Origin of the sequence: Sulfurovum sp. TSL1, from assembly GCF_019972135.1 — a bacterium.
GTDB lineage: Bacteria > Campylobacterota > Campylobacteria > Campylobacterales > Sulfurovaceae > Sulfurovum.
This window is the reverse complement of the sequence record NZ_BPFI01000002.1, coordinates 162,728-184,558: the sequence shown is the minus strand read 5'-3', so window position 1 is coordinate 184,558 and position 21,831 is coordinate 162,728. Positions and strand designations below refer to the sequence as shown.

Here is a 21,831-nt window from a genome sequence, read left to right as displayed (position 1 = left end):
CTGTAACTTTCATACAGCAAGGAGATATAATACTTTTGATGCTTGTTCTCAATTTACTAATATCTTAAACGCTATGTAATCACTTGATAGAAAGAAGATTCTCCTATATCAAGCAGCCTATTACTGACAAGCTTGGATAATTCAGTCTGCTTTCCTTCCCAAGCACGTCTAAAGTTAGTAATCTTCCAATTGTTTGTCCGTGCTTGTTCATATCTGTCTGAAATTTTTTTGTATATATAGTTTGAAATAGGTATATACCCTTGCTTACTAGTCTTACTATATGCTGCTTGATTTCTTATTGCACTGTAAATAAAATTAAACAATTGTGCCAGTGAATAACTATTGAGTATTTGCATAAATAATAACTCATATCGCCGCTCAGATTCAAACGTAGGCAATTTAAATTGCTGAAGTGTAAGTTTCATATATTCAATTGTCTCATTTAGCTGAACTTCCCTCAATAAAATAATCGCATTATCATACTCATTTAAAGATATTTTGTCAGGATACATTAAATACGTGATTAAGTCTTCTTTATTTCTATTTACATCACTAATACATATATCGTAAAGTGTTTTCCCAATAATATCACTAGAAATTTGATTACTTGAAATATAGGAACTGATTATTTTTCTTTCCAATAGCTCTGCAACAATCAATTCTCTATACTCATGTGTTGGAGCAAGTTCTTGGGGGATACCATAATCCATTCCAATCAGTAAATATTTCTTATCTAATCCCGCCCTCAACAGTGCTCCTAGATAGGCTTTTTCTTTTATTGATAGCATATCTAAAGATGGTGAGTTAGGATATTCACGTATTTTCAATATACTATCTTTTTTCTTTTTTCTTTGTAGGAGTCTTGTTGTCTCAGATTGCTGTTTTAACTCATGTTTTAGCTTCATGCACTGTATACATTCACAGCCAAAAATACTTTCAGTATGCTGGCATGTAGTGCAAAAATATTCTTCTCTTTTTTGAGCATTTTTTGGAGGTGGTACCAAATACATAAAAGAGTTGCAATATTTGCAAATTTTCTTCAGGGAATATACAAATGGAAAAGTAGAGCACAGATTGTTTGCTGATATATCTATGTTATATTTTTTCACAAGTCCATTAACATTTTCTCCCGCATAATACTCTGATTTTAGATTTTCTATTTCTTCTGTAGATAAATGGCTTGTTTTGCTTCTATTTTTAGTTTTTATTCGCATATCCTGCACCCTTAATGTGTTATAGCAAGTTGAATAATAACCTATATAACATTAAGCTTCAATAACTTCTTATAACAAGGTGAAACATGCGAGATGTAGAATCACTACCAGAGAATTTTGTTGACAGTTTATATAGGGATATAGGACTGAATGTAAAAAAAGAAAGAGAAAAAAAAGGCTTATCTCAATTACAGTTGTCTCAGTTGATTGGACACAAATCTGTTACTATAGTTTCTAGAGCTGAAATCTTTTACAAAGGTCAGCATTTCAATATAGAACACCTTGCGAAAATCGCTTTTGTTTTAGACATTGATATCTGTAATCTTCTAGTGGAGTCACCAGAAAAATAGATCAAACTCATCAAAGTCCAGTAAATGCTTTAACGAGTCATCCTTCATAAAAATAGCCAACGAAGCTTTTGAATAAAATTCATATTGTTTAATTTTTTAATTTCGGTTCTTAAGCTCTCTATCTCTTGACGATTTTCCTTGCAATCCTCTGTATACGGTTCAAATAATGATGGAGTATTGCTTAAATCGTTTTCAATAAGCTTTAGCAGGTATCCCGATATATTCCCATCTGCACATCTGTTTTTAATCTTATCATACAACTCAGGCTTCACATTTGCTTTGATTTGTTTAAAGTTTTTTTGTGCTTCTTTGAGCTGCTCTTTTCGCTTCTCTTTTTTAACATCAATGCGCTGTTGCCTTTCATTTTCCCTCGTAACAACTACCTCTTTAACCTCTTCAGTATTACTCAATATTTGTTCTAATATATTTTTGTCTGGCATAGCAATATTCCTTTCCTTGGACTATGTCATAATCATAAATTTTGATTAGACATAGTTTATTTTACACAAAACACGAGCATCTTAAAAGGTTTCAACTGCCTTTTGTCATAATTTCTTGTTAAAAATTGAAGATTATTTCAAGTCCTAAATTCTAGCCTGTCATAATTTGGTAAATTGTTGACAGAGTCGCACTTCTGTTATTAAAAAGTCTTCAATACAATAGATACTGGGAAACATGGAGCTAGGTATTATGAAGTACAAAAAAGAACATATCTACCTATTAGATCATTTGTTGTAGCCTAGGGGAGTTTTGGTGTGATTGGGATGTAATAAATTAATAGATGAAGAGCTTCCATAGTGAAGCAAAAGATAAACCTCATAAAGTCATATATTTTATAAGACCTTACAGATAGAACATTTTTGCTATACTCTTAATATGGAAATATAGTAATAACAGGACAAATTGTTCGGCGATTAGATCGTTAGACAAATTCAGGAATAAGGTAGCAAAAAATGATCGATGATGCGGCAACTTTTCAAATTGCATTTTACATAGTCAGCCCTATTGCAACATTTCTTGCTGTAGGTACTGCTTATCTCGCAATTTATAGACAGTCCAAACCTAGTATTGTAATCTATTATGAACCCAGTCCTGATGTTCAAACTGTAATTGATTTGGTAATATGTAATCATGGCTCAGGTGCAGCTAGGGACATTGAGTTTTCGAATCCAATACCAATTAACTGTTGGGGGCTTGATTCGCCTGAACCTGTTGATTCTTCAAAATTCATGAATTCAAAAATCCCTGTACTAGCACCTGGAAAAGAATTGAGATTTCAAGCCGGTCAATATAAAGGACTTATCTCACAAATAAATAACAACTTCTCCATTAGGGCTAAATATACATACCGAACTCCACTCAGGAATAAAAAAAATGGTGAGGATGTATCTATACTTGATTTACGTTACATGAAATACATGAATACTAAGAATAGTGCAGCCCATGATTTATCGGATGCTCTAAAAGGCAGAAACAACACCATTTTTTTAAAAGTAAACAGAAATCTAGAGTCTATCGACAACAAATTAGGGCTAATTGCCTCTTCTTTGGCAAGTAAAGATGAAACAGAGTAACTAGATGTCTAACAAACCAAAGGAGACCAATCCTCCCTTGGCTAGCTTTTAGATAATAACGTTTTAAAAAATAAATATCCTTGAATGTATTTTTGTATACAACACCTAATTCTCAAGACAATTATCAAACGGTGAAAAATGGACATACTCTTTCACCTGAAACTGACACTAAACTAAAGAGTTGAGTTATTTACTTTGTATCCTCTGCTACTTTAGACGCCAAAATAAAAGCCAAAATGTCTTTTGTCTCTTGCCCTGTAAGTCCAGCACGAACACGCATATGGCTCATAGAAATTGACCAATTACTTTTACTACGATCCGATATGGTTCGTAAATTATGACAACGCATACAAGTATCAGCCCAAAGTTGTGCACCATTTTCAGTATTACCAGTATTTTCATTTGCTACAGAAGTTGTTCCCATTGCCGCAAGCAATAGCGTAGTAATTGTTGTTATTTTTAATATATTTTTCATCTTTTTCTCCTAAAAACCAATTGCAAACTGTACAAGGAAACGATCGTTATTCGCATGTGAATCAATTGCTGTATCATCTTCATCTTCATTGAACTCATATGCAACTTTGGCGATCAGATTATTAGCAAAAAGATAGTTCAATCCAAGTGCCCATTGGTTGCGGTCGGTCTCAGGATTATGATAATCACTGTAACGAACTACGGGTTCAAGGTTCACCGATGAAAATTGATAGGCTGCCTGAGCATACCATGCTCTCCATGTGCCACCTTCTAATGTGCTCAAAGCATTTTCACCAATTTTTTGCTGGATATACTCAGCTTTTAAATTGATCGCATTAATGTTATACATTATATCTGTTCCAAATACATCGTAATCACGTACAACAGTTTCTTCTGAGGGTAATTCCTCTTCAACTTCTCCAGTTGCCAAAGAAACGCCAATTTCCATATTTCCCAAAGGATTAATAGCATAACGTCCACCAATTGTCATAGTTGCATCACTAACGTCTGTTTTAGCCTCGGTATCAATTATCACGTCACCATCATCTGCTACACCAAAGCTCGGTGCATTTGCCACAAAAATAGTATAGTTACTTCGTATGTCTCCCATTTTCGGCAAACCTCCCCGAAGTGCAATACCAATATTGGAAGAAGGTGCTGCCCCATCATGACCAAAGCCGACTGGTGCACTTGGAAGTTTATTGATCCAGGAAGGATGTAAGTTTTGTACAAACTGTCCTATAGGTGACAAAAACTTCCCTACTTGTAACCCCATATAATCATTGATAAAGAATGTACCTGCAGCATATTCAAGGTTAGTTTCAGTTTCACCTTCATCATTGATCTCAAATTCTACTTCAGCTTCAAACAGAAAGATATCACCATATGTGTAAAGTAATAAAGGGGAGAACTTAAGCTCAGAGAAGGATCCATCTTCATTCTCTTCATTTATATAGTCAAGAGAAGCGTAGCCTGCCAATTGAAAAGCAGACATTGAATGATCTTCAATTTGTTTATCTCTTGCTTTCAAGGCGTCTACATCTTCACGTAACTGTTTTATATCAACATTCTGTATTTCTGCTACTAAAAGTGTTGATGTCATCATCGAAGTTAGTGCAATACTAGCCATTAACTTTTTCATACAATACTCCTTACTGCTTCATATTTCATTATAAATATTTCATGTGCAGTCTACGTGTAATTTATATACGTAATGCACACCAAATACACACTTTGGTAGTAGACTAGATATAACTTTAGTGAAAGGATGGATAATGTTATATAAAAAATTATTTATTTTCTTATTTTTAATGTTTGGTACAAATTTAGTTTTGGCTGATCATGCACAGCGCCATCAAATAATTGATGATATGAGTATTTATCTTGGTGTTATTCCTGCGCAACTCACACAGAAGTATGGCATTATGCACGGAGGGGCTACAGATGAAGAGCATAGCTATCATATAGTAATTGCGATATTTGACACCAAATCAGGAAAGCGTATCACTAATGCCAAGCTCAAGACTACTGTAGCATTATTAGGCATGAAAGGAACTACTAAAGATCTTGAGCCAATGCATGATGTATTATTAAGTTATGGTAATTATTTTACTATGCATCAAGCTGCACATTATACTATCAGTATTGAAATCCAGAGAGCGGGGGGAAAAGCTAAATCAGTCGCACACTTTATATTTAAGCGTCCAAAAGATTAGCAAATTTAGAGAGGTTACCGATGGAAGATCACACACAACACCGTAGATCAACAAATATAAAGATAACAGCAAGACACTTGTTGATGCTCTATCAATGGGTAGAGGGAGGGAAGAATGGATAATGCAGTTGCCATAGTGGAGGCCTATCTCTACATCAACGGATATTTTACAGTGACCGAATATCCGGTCATCGAGGCTGTCGAGGAAGGGGGCTATCGGATGGTTACCGATCTTGATGTTCTTGCATTGCGCTTCCCTGGAGCCGGGAGATTGATCCCGGGCAAGAGAGGCCTGGAAACAATATTTGCGACAGATCAGAAACTGGCATGTTCAACCGATCATACGGAGATGATCGTTGCAGAGGTAAAAGAAGGCCGTGCGGAGATCAACCAAAATGCTAAAGATCCTATCGTGCTTCGAACAATGTTGACTCGATTTGGCTGTTGTCCTGCTTCAGATGTGGATCAGGTGGTAAGAAGTTTGCTGCGAACAGGTGAGACAACTACACAGGCAGGGCATCGGATACGTCTGATGGCCTTCGGTTCGATAATGCCCGAAAAAAAAACAAAAGGGTATAAGATCATTTTACTGAAGCATGTTGTCCGGTTCTTGCAGGAGTACTTAAAGGAGCATTGGGATATTCTTCGTCATGGCCAATTCAAACATCCGGCATTCGGTTTTTTAGTCACTTTGGAGAAAGCTCTGTATGATGGAAAAATTGGGTATGAGAGGTGATTTATGGTTCGTGACCCCGTATGCATGATGGAACTGGATCCGCGTAGAGCCACCGCAACAGCTGAGTACGAAGGGAGGCTTTACTATTTCTGTTCAGATAAATGCAAGGATAAGTTTCTTGCGCAGCCGACGGTGTACGTAAATAAAGCTCCCGATATGCGTCTGACAGTGGGTGTCATGGGTTCATCAAGCCATAAACAGGACCCAAAAGTGGAAAAATTGGTCTTTTCTCTTGGTCAGGCAATTGCAAAGCGGGGTTTCATACTGATTACAGGGGCGTGCCCGGGACTCCCTTACGAATGCGCCAAAGGTGCCCGGAGTTTGGGCGGGCTATCCATTGGTATCTCCCCGGCACTCAGTCTGGATGAGCATGTACACAAATACCAATCCCCCTCGGATACCTACGATGCCATCATCTATACGGGTAGCGGACTCATGGGACGAGAGGTGACCAACATCCGCTCCAGTGACATGGTCATCATCGCAGGAGGTAGCTCCGGGACACTTGGGGAGTTTGCCATCGCTTATGACGAAGGTAAACTGATTGGGATTCTGAAGGGAAGCGGGGGGATTGTTGAAGAAATCCCCAAAATCGTAAACCAGTTTGACAAAGATACTGGTGCAAGACTCATCTATAGTACCGACCCTGATGATTTGATGGACAAATTGTCCCACATGTACAGTACAGAACACTACAAGCACCCCTCCTGTTTTTGTGAGAGTTATAATAAAAGCCTTTAGACTTCTTCAGTTCTATACTTTCTTAAAAAAATGCTCTCGCCTATAAATATAAACAAAAACCCTATCAATGCAGCATAAATTATCATTATGTCTGTTGATGCTTTCACTATAAGAAAGGCACCAAGCACTATAACATCAAATATGATCGCAGATATTAGAATAAATGCGTTAGCATGAATCTCTTTACGAAGATGCTTGAAAACACCCCAGTGAACAGCAATATCCATAATAATATAAAAAATAGCCCCCAGTGATGCAATCCGACTCAAGTCAAAAAATATCGTCAAACAAATAGCAATGACAATGGTATATACCAATGTATGCTTTTGGATGTCTCCGGGCATACCAAAATGGCTATGTGGTACAAGCTTCATTTCAGTCAACATAGCAAGCATACGTGAAACTGCATACACACTTGCAATCACTCCTGATACGGTTGCTATAATTGCTATTGCTACAGTAAACCATAAACCATAATTACCAAATGCAGGTCGTGCTGCCTGTGCTAGTGCATAATCTTTTGCATTGATGATTTCCGGCAAAGTTAGATTTGCTGCCACAGCTATAGCGACTAAAAAATAAATCACTACGCATATCACAATGGAAATGATAATGGCACGTCCAACATTCTTATGTGGGTTCACAATTTCTGAACCGCTATTGGTAATAGTGGTAAAACCCTTATACGCCAAGATAGCCAAGGCCATTGCGGCAATGAAGCCTGTAGCAGATGTATCTGCCATATTTACAGAAGTGTTTTCAAATGAAAAACCGGCAACCCATAATCCACCGAGTGAAAATATAATGATACCGCCAATTTTTATAAGAGCCATAAGTAAAGAAAACAGGCCAATCATGCGATTCCCCGAAATGTTAAGCAAAAAGGCAAAAAGTAGTACTCCTATACCCAATGCAGGCACGATCCAACTACCATGATCAACATCGAATAGCTGAACAGTATATGTACCAAAAGTACGTGCGACAAGACTTTCGTTGATAACCATGGAAAAGTACATTAAAAGTGCACCTACTGCTGTCATCACTCCTTTTCCATAAGCCTTTTCCAGGAACATCGCGATACCTCCGGCAGAGGGATATGCATTAGACATTTTTACATAGGAATAAGCACTGAATGCAGTGACTACAGCAGCCACAAGAAATACAAGAGGAAACAGTGAACCTGCAAGCTCAGCAATTTGCCCTGTCAGTGCCAGGATTCCGGCACCAATCATCACACCTGTACCCATTGATATAGCACCAACAAGCGTCATACTGCCTTCTTTATATTTTGTTGATCTATCGTGTTGGGAATGATCTTTCATCATACTCTCTCTTTAATTATTGAACTTAATTGTTCATCATACCTTGACCCTGTTTCATACCTTTCTTGCCCATCATTCCTTGACCACCCATCATACCTTTGTTGCCCATCATTCCTTGATTACCTTGCATCATACCTCGACAACAACAGCAACAACAATGCATACTTTTGTTGCACATCATACCTTGACCATCCATCATACCTTTGTTACCCATCATTCCTTGATTAGTTTGCATCATTCCGATTTTACAATTTTTAATTTCTTGAAGCGTAGTAGCAGCATTAACACACTCTTTGACTTTGTCGACCTGTTGCTGAGAATTAGAGTTTTGCATCATGCCTTGATTACCCATCATACCTTTTTGGTTCTGCATCATTCCAGACTTGTTTTTCATATTTGAATTCTGCATACCACTGCATTTTCCCATTTCACCATATGAGAAACTTGTAAATCCTATGATCAAGAGTGCTATCAGTGTAACGTTAATATTTTTCATCGATAATCCTTTATATTAATTGATCTCAAAGTATAAAATGTTAATGTGCAAAGAGTGTGCAATAAAAGTATTCTTCTCTGGTTTATGATAAAAATCATATCTATAATTCTAAAACCTTATAATCTAACATAGAATATAAGGGGTAAGAAAACCTCATAATGTTATATATGCTATAAGGTTTTGAATGTTATCTAAAGCAATTCGTATTTGGCATTAAGTCACACTCCAAATATCTTTTTTTGCTTCTTTGCAGGCATCTACAGATAAGCCATATTTGGGCCTCAATACAGCGTGGCCAAATAGGTTTTCAGACTCACATTTTTTACTAGCCAAAAATAAGATGAAGTAAAGGGAGTAAATTTTATCAAAATGTATTCATTTTCATTTGTTCACAAATAAGATGCTTAGCGTTTTGAGCAGCCAATTAGTTTGGGTAAGGAGTCCATATGTTTTCTAACCTCTTCGATCCAGCAAAGCAAAAATGTATTTGGTTGGGGTGTCAATGAATACACCATCCACCGGCCTTCCTGCTTGCTCTCGAGTATCCCCGCCTCTCGCATATTCTTTAGATGACGAGATACTAGTGGTTGAGAAAGGTTTAGTGTATCACATATTTCGCAGACACACAGGTCTCCATTACGAATAATAAGAGCGAAAATATCGAGCCGGTTGGCGTCACTGAATATTTTTGCTATTTGAACTAATGTTTTCATTTAACTTCTTTCTAAGTAAACTTATATAACAATGCAGTTATATAACATATTTGTTATATGATTATAACATAACTTTTGCAATAATCATATAGCTATCAGGAGGCCATGATGGAATACGTCACCCCTTTTTTCATAGCACTATTTGAACTCAGCAATGCTATGGCTCCCTATATTCTATTTGGGCTTATATTTGCGGGCATACTGCACGAATTAGTCCCCAATACGTTAGTTACAAAGCACCTAGGTAAAGAAAATATTTCATCGGTTGTCAAAGCGACAATCTTTGGTGTGCCCTTGCCTGTCTGTTCTTGTGGAGTAATACCTTTGGCAACCAGCATTAAAAAGAGTGGCGCAAGCAAAGGCTCAACGCTCTCTTTTCTTATCTCAACACCAATTACAGGAGTGGATTCTATTCTTGCAACCTATGGAGTCTTCGGGTGGATCTTTACGCTCTATCGGGTCATCACATCAATGATCATTGCTATGGCAGCAGGAATACTCACCAACATTTTTGACAAAGATGAGCAAGAGAAACCCAAGCCAGTTTTTAATGCAGCACCAACAACAGGTTTTTCTATGGCCTCCGGCTTTTCCGAAAAAGAGAAAGAAGTCCCCTGTAGTTCTGGCACATCCTGTTGTGACACAGAAGAGAAGAAAAAATTTTCAACCAGTTCGGCACTGCGCTATGCTTTTGTCACTCTGCTCGGTGACATTGCCAAACCTCTCTTCTGGGGTCTCATTATTGGTGCAGCCATCGCGGTAGCCATCCCTGAGAACCTTAGTGAAATGCTAATGGATCATGCTTGGCTCTCTTATCTTGTCGCTATCGCTATTGCCGTACCGATGTATATTTGTGCAACAGCTTCTCTGCCTATCGCTGCTGCATTGATGTTGTCTGGCGTCAGTGCAGGAGCCGCTTTTGTATTCCTTAGTGCGGGACCTGCAACCAACACAGTGACAATCAGTGTAGTCAAAAAGATGCTCGGGGCTCGATCTCTTTATATTTACCTTGGCAGCATTATTATAGGAAGTATGCTTTTTGGACTAGGACTGGACTACGTTTTTGACAGCAACTCTATTGATCCAAAATCACTTGTGCATATTGAGGAGGATGCCGGGGCAATAGCCATACTTAGTTCATTGGTATTGTGGGGATTTGTAGGTTATTTTCTAATCAAGCCTTACTTTGGCAAAAGGAGTTTGGCATCTTGTTCAGATGGAGGTTGCGCATCATAAGATATACAGAAATGGTTTACACAAAGTTTGCAAGTTTTAACAAAACAGCAATGAAAATAAAAACAAAAGGAAAAAAATGATTTACAAACTAAAAACACATCGTGACATTATAGACATCAAGTCAAAACTAGAAGCCAAGGCAAAAGAGGTCGGTTTTGGGGTATTGGGTTCCTATGAGTTCAAAAAAATCCTGGAAAACAAAGGGTTTCCCATTGAACGCGATATCGTTGTCTATGAACTCTGTAACCCGGGAGGAGCACAGCAGGCACTCTCTACTATCCCTGAAATCTCAGTCTATCTTCCTTGTCGTCTCTCTATCTATAGGGAAGACGGCTTGACAGTTCTCACCACCATAGGGATCGAAGATATACTGCAGTCTGTCAATGTCGATGATGCATTCAGGGCATACATGAATGAAATTTTCGAGAAAATCAAGACATTGATGCATGATCTGTCTCTTGCCTAAATACTTTACTCACTCTTTGTGCAATTGCCCATTGTAGTAGTTTTAAACCAAAAAAAAGGATTAACATGAAAATGAATAAAATTATCGTAGGTCTGCTTTTTGCAGCAGTGAGTCTGAGTGCCAACGTCACCGGCGAGAATGTTTACAATGCCAAATGTGCCAAATGCCATATGCTAGAAGCTCCAATGAATATGGATAAAGTTGAACGCATGGAGACCATGCAGGAAATGATGAGGAGCATGAAAGCACCACCAATGGCCATGGTAAGCGCAAAAGTAAAATACGCTGTAGGCAATGACGAAGCTGCGTTTACTGCATTTGTCATGGACTATATCAAAAACCCGAGTCGAGATAAAGCAGTCTGTATGCCAATGGCCATCAGAAGATTTGGACTGATGCCACCGATAGGTGCTTCAATGAGCATGGAAGAACGCGTAGCGGTAGCGGTGTGGCTCTATAAAAACTTCGATGAAAAATGGGACGATAACAAATGTATGCCATGGAAAGGTGGCATGGGCATGGAAGGCAAAGGAATGATGCAGGACCAAAACAGCATGAGGTGTGCTGCTGGAAAATGTGGAATGGGAAAGAACTCTTCATACTAGAGACACTACCTGCGGTGCGATGTCGTAATAATAAAAAAGTATAATGACACAATCGCTCACCAAAGAAAACCTTATGGAGGAATATACCCTATAAGGTTTTCTAACGGAATTAAAGATTTTTAAGATATAGTAATCTAAACACAACAAGGCTAACACATTGAAAAGAAAAATGATAAAACTTTTACTGTTACTTTCATTATCTTTTAATATTGCTCATGCCGCTGTTATTGCTATAGCAGATGACTGTACCGAGTGCCACAATAATACACTTTATGATTATGTGCATGAAACAAATGTTATCACCGATTCTGATGATTTGTGTACTATGCACCACCTCTTTCATTTTGCAGCTATTATTGACGTATCCGATATAAATTTTGATGCTTTTGCATATAGTGAACAACCTACACAAAAAAGTACATTCTATTCACCACCATCCAAAGAAGCTTTTATCAAGCCACCCATTGCTTAACTTCACCATTACACCATAGTTCTATCCAAAACATATAAAAATATTATTTTACAGGAATAAACAATGAAAAAAATCATCATGATTTTTTTAACTTTGTCGCTCTCTCTCTTTGGGATGAGCTACGCAAAGCTTAAAAAACATATAGAAGAAAACTCAAAAGTACTCAAAAGTCAACAACTCTCACTTGAGGCAAACAGGCAAGAAAATAACATACTTTTAAGAACACAAAACCCAACATTGGGCCTAGAGGCAGCAAGATACAACCCTGATTTTACCGATTCTGAATATGGCTATACGATAAGCGCATCTCAGACTATCAGAACTGGGAATTATTTAGGGGGGCTCCAAGATAAAGCCAATGCTTCTAATCTCCTCCAGCAAGCCTATGTGCTTGAAGGGAAAGCTGGATACATGAAAGCACTTGAAGGACTTTATACAGAATATGTCTATCAAAGCAAACTGCTTTCATTACTCAAGCAAGAGTATGCACTTTCAAGCGAAGTGACTGGCATTGTAGAAGAACGATACAAGAATGGCTCGGAAAACAAAGCAGCATACCTGCAGGCAAAAACAGATACCTTGGCGCTAAAAACACAGATATACACAACAAAACAGCAGATGAACTCACTGCACTATGAGCTCTTAGCTATCGCTGGTTTTAGTGATAAGGTGTCTTTGGATAAAAAGTTTGTCTATTCTGTCTCGTCTCAAGCAAAAAGCGCATCAAAAGTCAGCCCTCAAGAGAAAATTCTTGCTGCAAAAGAAAAGATGTTAGCAAGTCAAATGCGCATGAACGAAAGCAGCTTTAATAGCTATGTGTTAAACACAGGTATAGAGCAGGAGCCTGACCAGTCTATCATAAGACTTGGTATCTCTATCCCCTTAACCGTACAGCACAAGAAAGAAGAAGAAAAAGCCCTGGCAAGATTAAAAATGAAACAACTAGAACTTGACAGTGCACAACTTAAAATAGATCTTAGTTTGAAAAAACAAATGCTCAAAGATTCCATAAAAGAACTTTCACAGCAGTATCGCTCACTTAAAACACTTAAGACAGAGCAGGAGGCACTTAGTACATTACTTTTGGAAGGCTACAAGATAGCTCAAGGGTCTATCTTTGTGATGATGAATGCAAAAAACAAACTCATACAGACGCAAAAGTCACTACTGCAAACACAAGCAATGATCAACAATAAAAAAATAGAATTACGTTTTATACAAGGACAATACAATGACTAAATACATATTATTACTACTGCCGCTACTCTTTTCGATGCAGAGCTTGGCAAATGAAATCAAAATTGAACATGCTTCACTAAAACCTTTAGGAAAAGTTATCCAGACCAATGCACAGATCACACAACTCTCTGGCCAAAAACAAGAGATTGTTTCCAGGTTGTCTGGGCATCTAGAAGCTTATTTTGTCACACCTGGACAACAGGTAAAAGAAGGCGACAAAACAATACTTATAGAGTCTATAGAACTCTCTAGAATGACTGCCGAGCATCTTGCATTATTGGAGCAATCCAAAGCTGCAGAAGCACAGAAAAATAACACTATGAAGCTTTATAAAAAAGGTCTTGCTTCACAAAATGATTTAAGTAGCGTTATCATAGCCCTAGAAGAGATACGTTCTAAGCAAAACACTTTATCTTCACAACTGAAGTCTTTAGGCATTGAACCGGAAGAGCTTAAAAGTGCAACTGATCAGCTTATACTTTATGCACATGCAGATGGTGTTGTTGGGGAAATTTTAGCTCCACTGCACAGTAATGTAGATGCACAAACACCTTTGATGACATTGGTGAATCAAAGCGATTATTATGCTGTTGCATACCTGGCTGTTGATGATGCGATGCAGATATCAAAAGAGACCAAAGGATGGTTAAAAGTTGCAAACAAAACATATCCTTCATATTTTTTACAATTATTGCCAAACATTGATGAGGAGACGCAACGCGCAAAAGTACTTTTTCAAATAGAGAAAAGTCCTTCAAACCTCCTCTTTGGATCCTTCGCGGAGATGGATATATCACTTGCACCTTTTCATGATGCTGTCATGGTTAAAAAATCAGCTTTGACACTTTTTCAAGGGGAATGGGTAGTATTTGTAGAGGCGAAACACGAAGAAGCGGATCACCATGAGGAAAAATCAGGTCTTAACCATGAAAAAGAAGCGAATGAGCACGATGAGCACGACGACGAGGATGAAGAAGCTCCATACATAGCAAAAGTGGTCAATATCATCGCGTATGCTGGTGAATATGTGGCTATTGAAGGCATTAGTGCAGAGGAAGAGTATGTAAGCGAAGGTGTTTATTTTGTGAAATCTATGATGTTGAAGTCTTCGCTTGGCGAAGACGGTCACTAGGAGTCTATGGTGAAACGTTTTTTTGAAATACTTATACAGTATAAACTTCTCATGCTCGCGCTGTTTATAGTCATCTCAGGATTTGGTTATAAGGCGTATCAAAATATACCTATAGACGCATTTCCAGACATTACTCCTAAGCAGGTGGTCATCTATACAGAAAGTGCTGGTAACTCTGCGGAAGACATAGAGAAACTCATCACCTACCCTATAGAGGCAGCCATGTCAGGTTTGCCTGGGGTTAAGATGATACTCTCGAACTCAATTTTTGGACTTTCGTATGTTTCTATTTTCTTTGAAGACGGCTATGATACTTACCTATTGCGTCAACTCGTTACTGAAAGACTCAATACGGTAGATATACCTCAAGGATGGGGTGTTCCGACCATGGGTCCGAATACAACAGGCTTAGGGCAGGTATTATGGTATGCCCTTGAAGATAAGGCCAATAAATATACACCTAGCCAACTCCGTCAACTGCATGAATATACAGTCACTCCTTTACTCAAATCTGTGGATGGTGTAGAAGAGGTCATCTCTTGGGGAGGCTTTGAGAAACAATATGAAGTTCTTGTGGACCCTAAGCGTCTTCAAGCTGTTGATGTCACCTATAATGAAGTGATAGAAGCGCTAGAAAAGAGTAATCAATCCGTAGGTGGACAATACCTAGAGTTCAATAGAGAGCAGTACCTTATACGTGGTGCAGGACTCTATGAAAAAATGGATGATATTCGAAATACTGTCATACGCACAAAAGATGCAAAAGTGGTGACGATAAAAGATGTTGCTACAGTACAAGAAGGAAAGGCTCCCCGTTTTGGAGCAGTAAGTGTTGATGGGAAAGAAAGGGTCTTTGGAATGGTGCTTCAGCGTTCAGGTACCAATGCAGCCAAGGTTGTTGAGCTTATCAAGGACAAAATACTACTGGTTGAATCAGCACTCCCCAAAGGTGTAAAGCTCCAAGTGATTTACGATAGAACAGAAATAACGCATAAGGCAGTCAGCACAATGACTTCCGCACTTCTAACAGGCTCAGTGCTTGTTGCGATCGTGTTATTCCTCTTTTTGTTCGAACTACGTTCTGCATTTATCGTCATCATCTCTTTACCTATCTCTTTGCTTATAGCATTTTTAATGATGAAAGAATATGGCATATCTGCAAACCTTATGAGCCTTAGCGGACTAGCTATAGCTATAGGGATGATAGTTGATGGAACCATTGTGGTTGTCGAAAACAGTTTCAGGTTATTGCATGATAACCCCAAAGCCTCACGTGCAGAAGTGATCGCAGAAGCTACTGCAGATGTGGCAAAGCCAGTACTTTTTGCCCTCCTTATTATTGCAGCTGTCTTTATTCCGCTGTTGAGCCTTGAAGGACTTGCAGGAAAACTTTATACCCCTATGGCATTGGACATTGTCTTTGTGATGCTTGGCTCGCTTGCGGTGGCTCTTCTACTGGTTCCGGTACTCTCATATATGATGCTCAAACAAGGGAAGCACTCGAACAGTCCTCTTATGGCAGCCATTAAGGCATTCTATACACCTATGCTGGAGTTTTCTTTGCGCCATGCAAAAAAGCTGGTGGCCATTACTTTCTTTATATTCTTTGTCTTAGCAGGACTACTCAGTCAGCAAGGACGGGAGTTTATGCCGGAGCTCAATGAAGAGACCATTATGTACAGGGTTATCGCTATCCCTGGAACCTCACTTACTCAAAATGTAGAAAATGCACAAGCTATCGAAAACTTTATACTTAAAACCTATCCTGAAGAAGTACTCTCTGTACTAAGCATGATCGGAAGAAGTGAAAAAGGTGAAACGGCACAAGCTAACTACATGGAGGTTCTCTTGACCCTTGATCCAGAGTTTGAAGATATTCCAGCTCTTGACAAAGAGATGACAAAAAAACTCAAAGAAGAGTTTAACTATTTACAATTTATCTCTACTCAACCTATTGCTATGCGTATAGAAGAGCTACTTGAGGGCGTAAGCGCAGAACTTGCAGTCAAAATCTACGGAGAAGACCAAAAGGTTATGTCTGATGTTGCTGCGCAAATATCTAAAGTCCTGCAGGGCATAGAAGGGCTTGATCATGCCGAGGTTGAAACACAATTAGGACAAGCACAGATCAATATCAAGCCAAACTACCTAGCACTTTCGCGATATGGCCTCAATGTGGAAGATGTAATGCAAGTCATTCGTTATGGAATTGGGGAAGAAACTGTTACTCAAAAGATAGAAGGAGTGAAACGCTTTGGTATCGTGGCAAAATTAAAAAATGCCAAACAAGATATAGAAACAATAAAAAAACTGATCCTTCGTTCAGGTACCGGAAAAATAGTTTCCCTGGAGGAAGTGTGTGACATCAGTGTAGCACAGGGGCCTGCCTTTATTAAGCGTGAGGACTTGAGTCGATATATGGTTCTTTCACTGGAAGTTGAAGATCGTGACATTGCTACGTTTGTTGAAGAGGCAAGCATAAAGATAAGTAAACAAGTTGTCCTGCCTGATGGCTATTACATTAAGTGGGCAGGCGATTTCAAGAATATGCAAGAAGCTACACAAACGCTTGCAATGATTATACCTATCACGATTTTACTTATTCTATTGTTGCTCTATACGGCATTCAACTCTCTTAAAAAAGCGTTTCTAATTTTACTGGGCGTGCCATTAGGGCTTATGGGAGGTATTGTTGGACTACTCATCTCAGGCGAATATTTGAGTGTCTCTGCCATTGTAGGGTTTATTGCCATCTTTGCTATAGCAATACTCAACGGGATAGTACTTGTGTCATTCATAGATGAATTACGTAAAAAGTTCCCAGAAGTGAAAATGATAGATATGGTAAAAAGTGCTACCTTACTAAGGCTAAGACCTGTACTCATGACAGCCTTCACCACGCTCTTTGGTATTCTCCCGCTCCTTTTTGCTACAGGTGTAGGCTCGGAAATACAGTATCCGCTCTCAGTGGTAGTCACAGGAGGAATTATCTCTTCAACAATCTTGACCTTGCTGGTCTTACCTTCATTATATATTCTATTTTTTAACAAGGAGTAACAAATTGGCTTACTATATAACAAAATTAATTATTACAACATTTTTAATTGTATTAATCTCTGAAATAGCCAAAAGAAGCAGTTTAGTAGGTGCACTATTAGCTGCTATCCCTTTAGTATCAATATTAGCTATGACATGGATGTATGTAGATACAAATAGTAGTAGTAATGCGGTAGACTTTTCAAATAGAATTGTTTGGCTAATTGCCCCATCAATAACATTATTTATAGTTTTTCCAATCTTAATAAAAAAAGGTCTCAGCTTTTATCTTAGTATGGGTATCTCAATCTTGATGACTATTTTTGCTTACTATAGTGTCATTTTTATTCTTGATAAATTTGGTATTAAATTATAAATACAAATTTCTACATAATTAAAATCAAAACCTTATAATCTAACATATTTTATAAGGTTTTAAAACTATAAGCTTTCAAGAAGTATAAAATCACATATATGCTTAAGGAAATTGAAGCCTAAATTCTGTTCCCTTATTGGGTACAGAGTCTAATTCAATTTTAATCCCATATTCATCGCAAATACTTTTAACAATGCTAAGCCCTACACCAAATCCACCTGAGTACTTAGTTGCACGCTTAAATCGTTTAAATATCTCTTTTTGTTTTTCATGCTCTATGCCTATCCCCTCATCCTTAATGCTGAAAACACCTTCTTTGAGCCATAAAGTTATAGTTGAACCCCTAGGTGAATATTTTATAGCATTTCCTATGAGATTGCCAAAAAGAAGCTGTAGTTGTGCCTCCGGTATGGTAAAAATATATTTCTCCAGTTCTGTATCCATGGTGATACGTTTACTTTCACACAAAGGCTGATAATAAACAATACTTTTTTGAGCGGATTCAGCAATATTTATGACACTACCTTCTTCTTTTGAACTTGAAAAATTCAAATATGTTAATGAACGATAAATATCATAAAGTTGTTTGGTGCTGATGGAAATATTTTTTAAAGTCTTTTGTGTGTAGCTTTCCTGTTTTAGTGCTTGACTTGTCGCCATAGTAAGTGCAGTTATAGGAGTGTTTAGTTCATGGGTTACGTCGTTAATAAAACGTTCTATCTGTTCTACTTTTTGACTAATGGGTTTCATAAAGAGTTTTGAGAGAATCCATGCAATTATAGCCATGAGTATTGAAGAACCTATGATCACTTTTAATACGGTATTCTGTAGTGTTTTTAACTCCATCAACAAAGAGTTTGACTGCGCAACAACATAGGCTATACCTAAATGTTCTTTAGGAGCATCAGATACAAAAACATTATAGCCTTTTACCTCAAAATATCCTGGGCTATTCAATGTAAAAGGCTCTATAAGCTTTCCATCTACTACCTTCCCTTTTGTATCTATAAGTGCCAATTTTATCTCATCGGGTACAATTGATTCTTTAAGTTTGGTCTCTTTCATATGTGCCATAATAATGTCACCTGCTTTCATGTCAGCTATATGTTGCAACTTATAATACGTTTCGTTTTGTAATGCATTTTTTTGTGCCGCATAATACCAGTACCCAATAAAAGAGATAAACAAAAAAGAGGATACGATATAGAGTCCCAAAAAAGAGTGGAATGAGCGTTTTTCCAAGTCATTCATAGCGATATCCCATCCCTCTTTGTGTAACTATTTTTTCACTGCCTATAATTTCTCGTAGTTTTCTAATATAGGAACGCAAGGTGGCATCACTTGGCAATTGGTCAAATTCCCAAATATTCTGTACCAATTCATCTTGACTGATGAGTCTTTTCGGGTGAGCAATAAGATACTCCAGTATCTCCATCTCTTTGGGGCGTAATCCTTGTTCTTTACTTCCGTCGCTAACCATTTTCCTTGAAGGGTAATAGGTCAATGATTCGCTTAATTTTACAGGAGTGTCTTGCTCTATATGAAACAATACTCTACTTTTTTCTATCCGTAACTTTAATTCTTCCAGCTCAAAAGGCTTACGTATATAATCATGTGCACCTGCATCAAAACTAGCTTTTAGATGCTTGGTGTCACCATATGCAGTGATAATGATGGCAGGTGTTGTATCATTGAAGCTACGTAATTCTTCAAGTAATTCTACTCCACTTATTCCAGGAACGTTAATATCAAAGATGAAAAGATCATAGTGTGCTTGATCTATCATTTCTTGTGCCTCTTTTGAATCAAACACCCTATGTGTTGTGTAAAATTCTTGCAGATAATCTGCCAAGATGTCTCCCAATACAGGGTCATCTTCCATAAGTAGTATTTTCATTTTTTGCTTCCTCGTCTTGTATTGTATTGTACGCTATTGTCCTTATAATTTTAAATTTCTACGTCGTAAAGAGTTTACTGCAACAAGAAACAGACGAAAAGCTCATTGCCGCAAACAACATCTTATGCTGAGGGATTTATTATGTCTCCTTTGCATGATGATACATCATAATCTCAAAGTGTGCATATAGTGTGCAAATTATCTGAACATTATATGCATATTATCCTATTATAATTCACTTGTAATTAGGGTGATTGCTCACCTTAAAAATTTATTACAAAGGATACATTATGAAAAAGTTAATTTTAGCGAGTATTCTCGTAGTAGGTTTGGGTTCAGCATTTGTGTATGTGAATCAGGTACTCTAGATTGGAACATGCCAACAAACTTCTCACTAGTGTAAATGGGCACACAAAAGATATGGGAAACATGAAATCCCAAGGTAAGTGTGGTAGTAATTAGTTCTTTTTAAGTAAAGAATAATACTATAATTGAACAAACTAACTAACTCTGAATTTGATTGAATCTCCTGATGTACTCCTGAGCAAAGTTTCAAGAGTGCGTTGCCTAAAATTACTCTTATATTCTCTAATAATCACAACTATACAAAAACTGACTTTATGAAGAAAACGAACGCTTAGATCATGGTTTCTTATTATAGTAACTAAGCAATCTTCAAGCAGTTTAATAAGCTTTTTAAGCCGGGTAAAAACTTCCTCATCAAATAAGTTGGTTATTTTAGGTACATTAAGACTATAATGCTTTGCAATTCGTATTGCAGCTTTCATCAACGTGAAGGGTGACCGAATGTATCGCACCCAGTATCAACTTTGATCTTTCTGCATCAGCCGTTGGCGTATCGACAACAACTCCTTCAATCTTTTTGCATCAGTTTCGGGGTAGTGCATTTGGAGGGACTTGAACGTATCAAGAATAATTCTCGAGATAATGAGACGGGCATTTTTTTTGTCGTCAGCGGGCACCACATACCAGGGCGAATTTTTTGTACTCGTTGCGCTAAGGCACGACTCATAGGCCTGCATATACTGTTGCCAGAATTTCCGCTCTTCAATGTCGGCTAAATTGAATTTCCAGTTTTTTTCAGGCTCGTCGATACGATCGATAAAACGCTTTCGCTGTTCTTCCTCTGAAAGATGAAGAAAAAACTTGATAATCCGCGTGCCGTTACGGTAGAGATGGTTCTCAAAATCCACGATGGATCGGTATCGATTCTGCCAGATCGTTTCCTCGTCGAACATCCCATCCGGAAACCCTTGGCTGCGTAAAATCTCTGGATGCACACGAACGATCAATACTTCCTCATAATAGGATCGATTAAAGATGCCGATATGGCCACGTTCGGGTAGATTACGAGTGGTTCGCCACAAAAAATCGTGCTCCAATTCTGTGGCACTCGGATGTTTAAAGCTGAAGACCTGGCACCCTTGAGGATTGACGCCAGACATAACGTGCCGTATGGCACCGTCCTTACCGGCTGCGTCCATTGCCTGAAAAATCAGCAACAACGCACAGTGGTCGGATGCGTAATGAAGATGTTGCAGTTCACTTAACTCTTCTACCTGTTCTTTGAGGTGTTTTTTGTACTTCTTCTTCGACTTGTACGCAGGCTTTACGATTGTCGGCCACTTCTTAAGATTGACCCTTTTGCCTTCTTTTACTTGGAAATCTTTTGATTTGATTTTCATCTTCATCCTTTCAGCCCATCTCAGTCACGTGTTTAGAGACTGTATTTTCATTTGTTTTCTCTTGCTGCTTTTCAGTACTCCCATTTTTCACTTTAATATACTCTTGAGGATTTTCATTAAAATGATGTTGACAATTTTGTGAAAAAAAGTAATAGATGATTGAGGAAAGTGCTGTGTGAAATTCCGAATCCGTTGAAGTGTCCATGCCGCAAACCACATCTTTTACGATAGTATCCATCTTAGCTCCTCTATGTATTTGAGATGATTAATAATAATACTAAAGTGTGCAAATAGTGTGCATCGCGTACACGCTATTTGCACACTTTGATATT

At 38.0% G+C, this 21,831-nt stretch carries 24 protein-coding genes; 13 read left to right on the top strand and 11 right to left on the bottom strand.

The features are described from left to right. Window positions 1-71: 71 nt before the first annotated feature. Window positions 72-1,214: a hypothetical protein gene (locus LDM98_RS09825; protein WP_223899229.1), complete on the bottom strand. Its 1,143-nt coding sequence runs from the start codon at window positions 1,212-1,214 to the stop codon at window positions 72-74. Window positions 1,215-1,300: 86 nt separating this feature from the next. On the opposite strand from LDM98_RS09825, the gene LDM98_RS09820 reads away from it, so the two are divergent. Further along, window positions 1,301-1,564: a helix-turn-helix domain-containing protein gene (locus LDM98_RS09820; RefSeq protein ID WP_223892381.1), complete on the top strand. Its 264-nt coding sequence runs from the start codon at window positions 1,301-1,303 to the stop codon at window positions 1,562-1,564. A 44-nt stretch (window positions 1,565-1,608) separates the two neighbouring features. Here LDM98_RS09820 and LDM98_RS09815 read toward each other — a convergent pair whose 3' ends face one another. Beyond that, window positions 1,609-2,004, bottom strand: coding sequence for a hypothetical protein (locus LDM98_RS09815; protein ID WP_223892380.1), 396 nt, complete (start codon window positions 2,002-2,004; stop codon window positions 1,609-1,611). A gap of 513 nt (window positions 2,005-2,517) precedes the next feature. Between LDM98_RS09815 and LDM98_RS09810 the strand changes: the two genes are divergently transcribed. Continuing rightward, window positions 2,518-3,138 (top strand): hypothetical protein, encoded by a 621-nt coding sequence (locus LDM98_RS09810; protein WP_223892379.1) that lies wholly within the window; start codon window positions 2,518-2,520, stop codon window positions 3,136-3,138. A gap of 190 nt (window positions 3,139-3,328) precedes the next feature. Here LDM98_RS09810 and LDM98_RS09805 read toward each other — a convergent pair whose 3' ends face one another. Further along, window positions 3,329-3,613, bottom strand: a complete 285-nt coding sequence (locus LDM98_RS09805) for a hypothetical protein (RefSeq protein WP_223899228.1) — start codon at window positions 3,611-3,613, stop codon at window positions 3,329-3,331. Window positions 3,614-3,622: 9 nt separating this feature from the next. Continuing rightward, window positions 3,623-4,753, bottom strand: a complete 1,131-nt coding sequence (locus LDM98_RS09800; RefSeq protein WP_223899227.1) for a porin — start codon at window positions 4,751-4,753, stop codon at window positions 3,623-3,625. A gap of 133 nt (window positions 4,754-4,886) precedes the next feature. On the opposite strand from LDM98_RS09800, the gene LDM98_RS09795 reads away from it, so the two are divergent. The 3 genes from LDM98_RS09795 (at window position 4,887) to LDM98_RS09785 (ending at window position 6,803) form a co-directional block, all read left to right on the top strand. Continuing rightward, entirely contained in the window at window positions 4,887-5,327 is a 441-nt protein-coding gene (locus LDM98_RS09795; protein ID WP_223892376.1) for a hypothetical protein, read from the top strand. A 114-nt stretch (window positions 5,328-5,441) separates the two neighbouring features. Continuing rightward, on the top strand, window positions 5,442-6,062 hold the full coding sequence (locus LDM98_RS09790; protein WP_223899226.1) for a hypothetical protein: 621 nt from the start codon (window positions 5,442-5,444) through the stop codon (window positions 6,060-6,062). 3 nt (window positions 6,063-6,065) lie between these two features. Then, on the top strand, window positions 6,066-6,803 hold the full coding sequence (locus LDM98_RS09785; RefSeq protein ID WP_223892374.1) for a YHS domain-containing protein: 738 nt from the start codon (window positions 6,066-6,068) through the stop codon (window positions 6,801-6,803). On the opposite strand, the gene LDM98_RS09780 is transcribed toward LDM98_RS09785, so the two are convergent. The 3 genes from LDM98_RS09780 to LDM98_RS09770 all read right to left on the bottom strand — a co-directional run bounded on the left by LDM98_RS09780 (window position 6,800) and on the right by LDM98_RS09770 (window position 9,334). Beyond that, on the bottom strand, window positions 6,800-8,128 hold the full coding sequence (locus LDM98_RS09780; RefSeq protein ID WP_223892373.1) for an APC family permease: 1,329 nt from the start codon (window positions 8,126-8,128) through the stop codon (window positions 6,800-6,802). The two genes, LDM98_RS09785 and LDM98_RS09780, sit on opposite strands and share 4 nt — an antisense overlap. Window positions 8,129-8,150: 22 nt before the next feature. Continuing rightward, the gene (locus tag LDM98_RS09775) at window positions 8,151-8,621 is read right to left on the bottom strand and encodes a hypothetical protein (RefSeq protein ID WP_223892372.1); all 471 of its coding nucleotides are present in this window, start codon (window positions 8,619-8,621) and stop codon (window positions 8,151-8,153) included. Between the two features lie 404 nt (window positions 8,622-9,025). Next, window positions 9,026-9,334 carry a helix-turn-helix transcriptional regulator gene (locus LDM98_RS09770; RefSeq protein WP_223892371.1) on the bottom strand — a complete coding sequence of 103 codons (309 nt, stop codon included), beginning with the start codon at window positions 9,332-9,334 and terminating at the stop codon, window positions 9,026-9,028. A gap of 108 nt (window positions 9,335-9,442) precedes the next feature. Between LDM98_RS09770 and LDM98_RS09765 the strand changes: the two genes are divergently transcribed. The 8 genes from LDM98_RS09765 to LDM98_RS09730 all read left to right on the top strand — a co-directional run bounded on the left by LDM98_RS09765 (window position 9,443) and on the right by LDM98_RS09730 (window position 17,896). After that, window positions 9,443-10,570 carry an SO_0444 family Cu/Zn efflux transporter gene (locus LDM98_RS09765; protein ID WP_223892514.1) on the top strand — a complete coding sequence of 376 codons (1,128 nt, stop codon included), beginning with the start codon at window positions 9,443-9,445 and terminating at the stop codon, window positions 10,568-10,570. A gap of 76 nt (window positions 10,571-10,646) precedes the next feature. Next, window positions 10,647-11,036 (top strand): DUF302 domain-containing protein, encoded by a 390-nt coding sequence (locus tag LDM98_RS09760; protein WP_223892370.1) that lies wholly within the window; start codon window positions 10,647-10,649, stop codon window positions 11,034-11,036. A gap of 65 nt (window positions 11,037-11,101) precedes the next feature. Next, the gene (locus tag LDM98_RS09755; protein ID WP_223899225.1) at window positions 11,102-11,641 is read left to right on the top strand and encodes a c-type cytochrome; all 540 of its coding nucleotides are present in this window, start codon (window positions 11,102-11,104) and stop codon (window positions 11,639-11,641) included. 157 nt (window positions 11,642-11,798) lie between these two features. Next, window positions 11,799-12,113, top strand: coding sequence for a hypothetical protein (locus tag LDM98_RS09750; protein WP_223892369.1), 315 nt, complete (start codon window positions 11,799-11,801; stop codon window positions 12,111-12,113). A gap of 63 nt (window positions 12,114-12,176) precedes the next feature. Then, window positions 12,177-13,352: a TolC family protein gene (locus tag LDM98_RS09745; RefSeq protein WP_223892368.1), complete on the top strand. Its 1,176-nt coding sequence runs from the start codon at window positions 12,177-12,179 to the stop codon at window positions 13,350-13,352. Continuing rightward, entirely contained in the window at window positions 13,345-14,484 is a 1,140-nt protein-coding gene (locus LDM98_RS09740; protein WP_223892367.1) for an efflux RND transporter periplasmic adaptor subunit, read from the top strand. The genes LDM98_RS09745 and LDM98_RS09740 overlap by 8 nt, the downstream gene beginning before the upstream one ends. A gap of 6 nt (window positions 14,485-14,490) precedes the next feature. Further along, window positions 14,491-17,541 (top strand): efflux RND transporter permease subunit, encoded by a 3,051-nt coding sequence (locus tag LDM98_RS09735; RefSeq protein ID WP_223892366.1) that lies wholly within the window; start codon window positions 14,491-14,493, stop codon window positions 17,539-17,541. Window positions 17,542-17,545: 4 nt separating this feature from the next. Continuing rightward, window positions 17,546-17,896, top strand: a complete 351-nt coding sequence (locus LDM98_RS09730) for a DUF3147 family protein (RefSeq protein WP_223892365.1) — start codon at window positions 17,546-17,548, stop codon at window positions 17,894-17,896. Between the two features lie 102 nt (window positions 17,897-17,998). Here the strand turns inward: LDM98_RS09730 and LDM98_RS09725 are convergent, their stop codons facing one another. The 4 genes from LDM98_RS09725 to LDM98_RS09710 all read right to left on the bottom strand — a co-directional run bounded on the left by LDM98_RS09725 (window position 17,999) and on the right by LDM98_RS09710 (window position 21,737). Then, window positions 17,999-18,970: a HAMP domain-containing sensor histidine kinase gene (locus LDM98_RS09725; protein ID WP_223899224.1), complete on the bottom strand. Its 972-nt coding sequence runs from the start codon at window positions 18,968-18,970 to the stop codon at window positions 17,999-18,001. A 169-nt stretch (window positions 18,971-19,139) separates the two neighbouring features. Next, window positions 19,140-19,793 carry a response regulator transcription factor gene (locus LDM98_RS09720; protein ID WP_223892363.1) on the bottom strand — a complete coding sequence of 218 codons (654 nt, stop codon included), beginning with the start codon at window positions 19,791-19,793 and terminating at the stop codon, window positions 19,140-19,142. A gap of 824 nt (window positions 19,794-20,617) precedes the next feature. Continuing rightward, on the bottom strand, window positions 20,618-21,499 hold the full coding sequence (locus LDM98_RS09715) for an ADP-polyphosphate phosphotransferase (RefSeq protein WP_223892362.1): 882 nt from the start codon (window positions 21,497-21,499) through the stop codon (window positions 20,618-20,620). Window positions 21,500-21,509: 10 nt separating this feature from the next. After that, a complete protein-coding gene (locus LDM98_RS09710; protein WP_223892361.1) occupies window positions 21,510-21,737 on the bottom strand; it encodes a hypothetical protein in 228 nt (75 codons plus the stop codon). Between the last annotated feature and the right edge of the window lie 94 nt (window positions 21,738-21,831).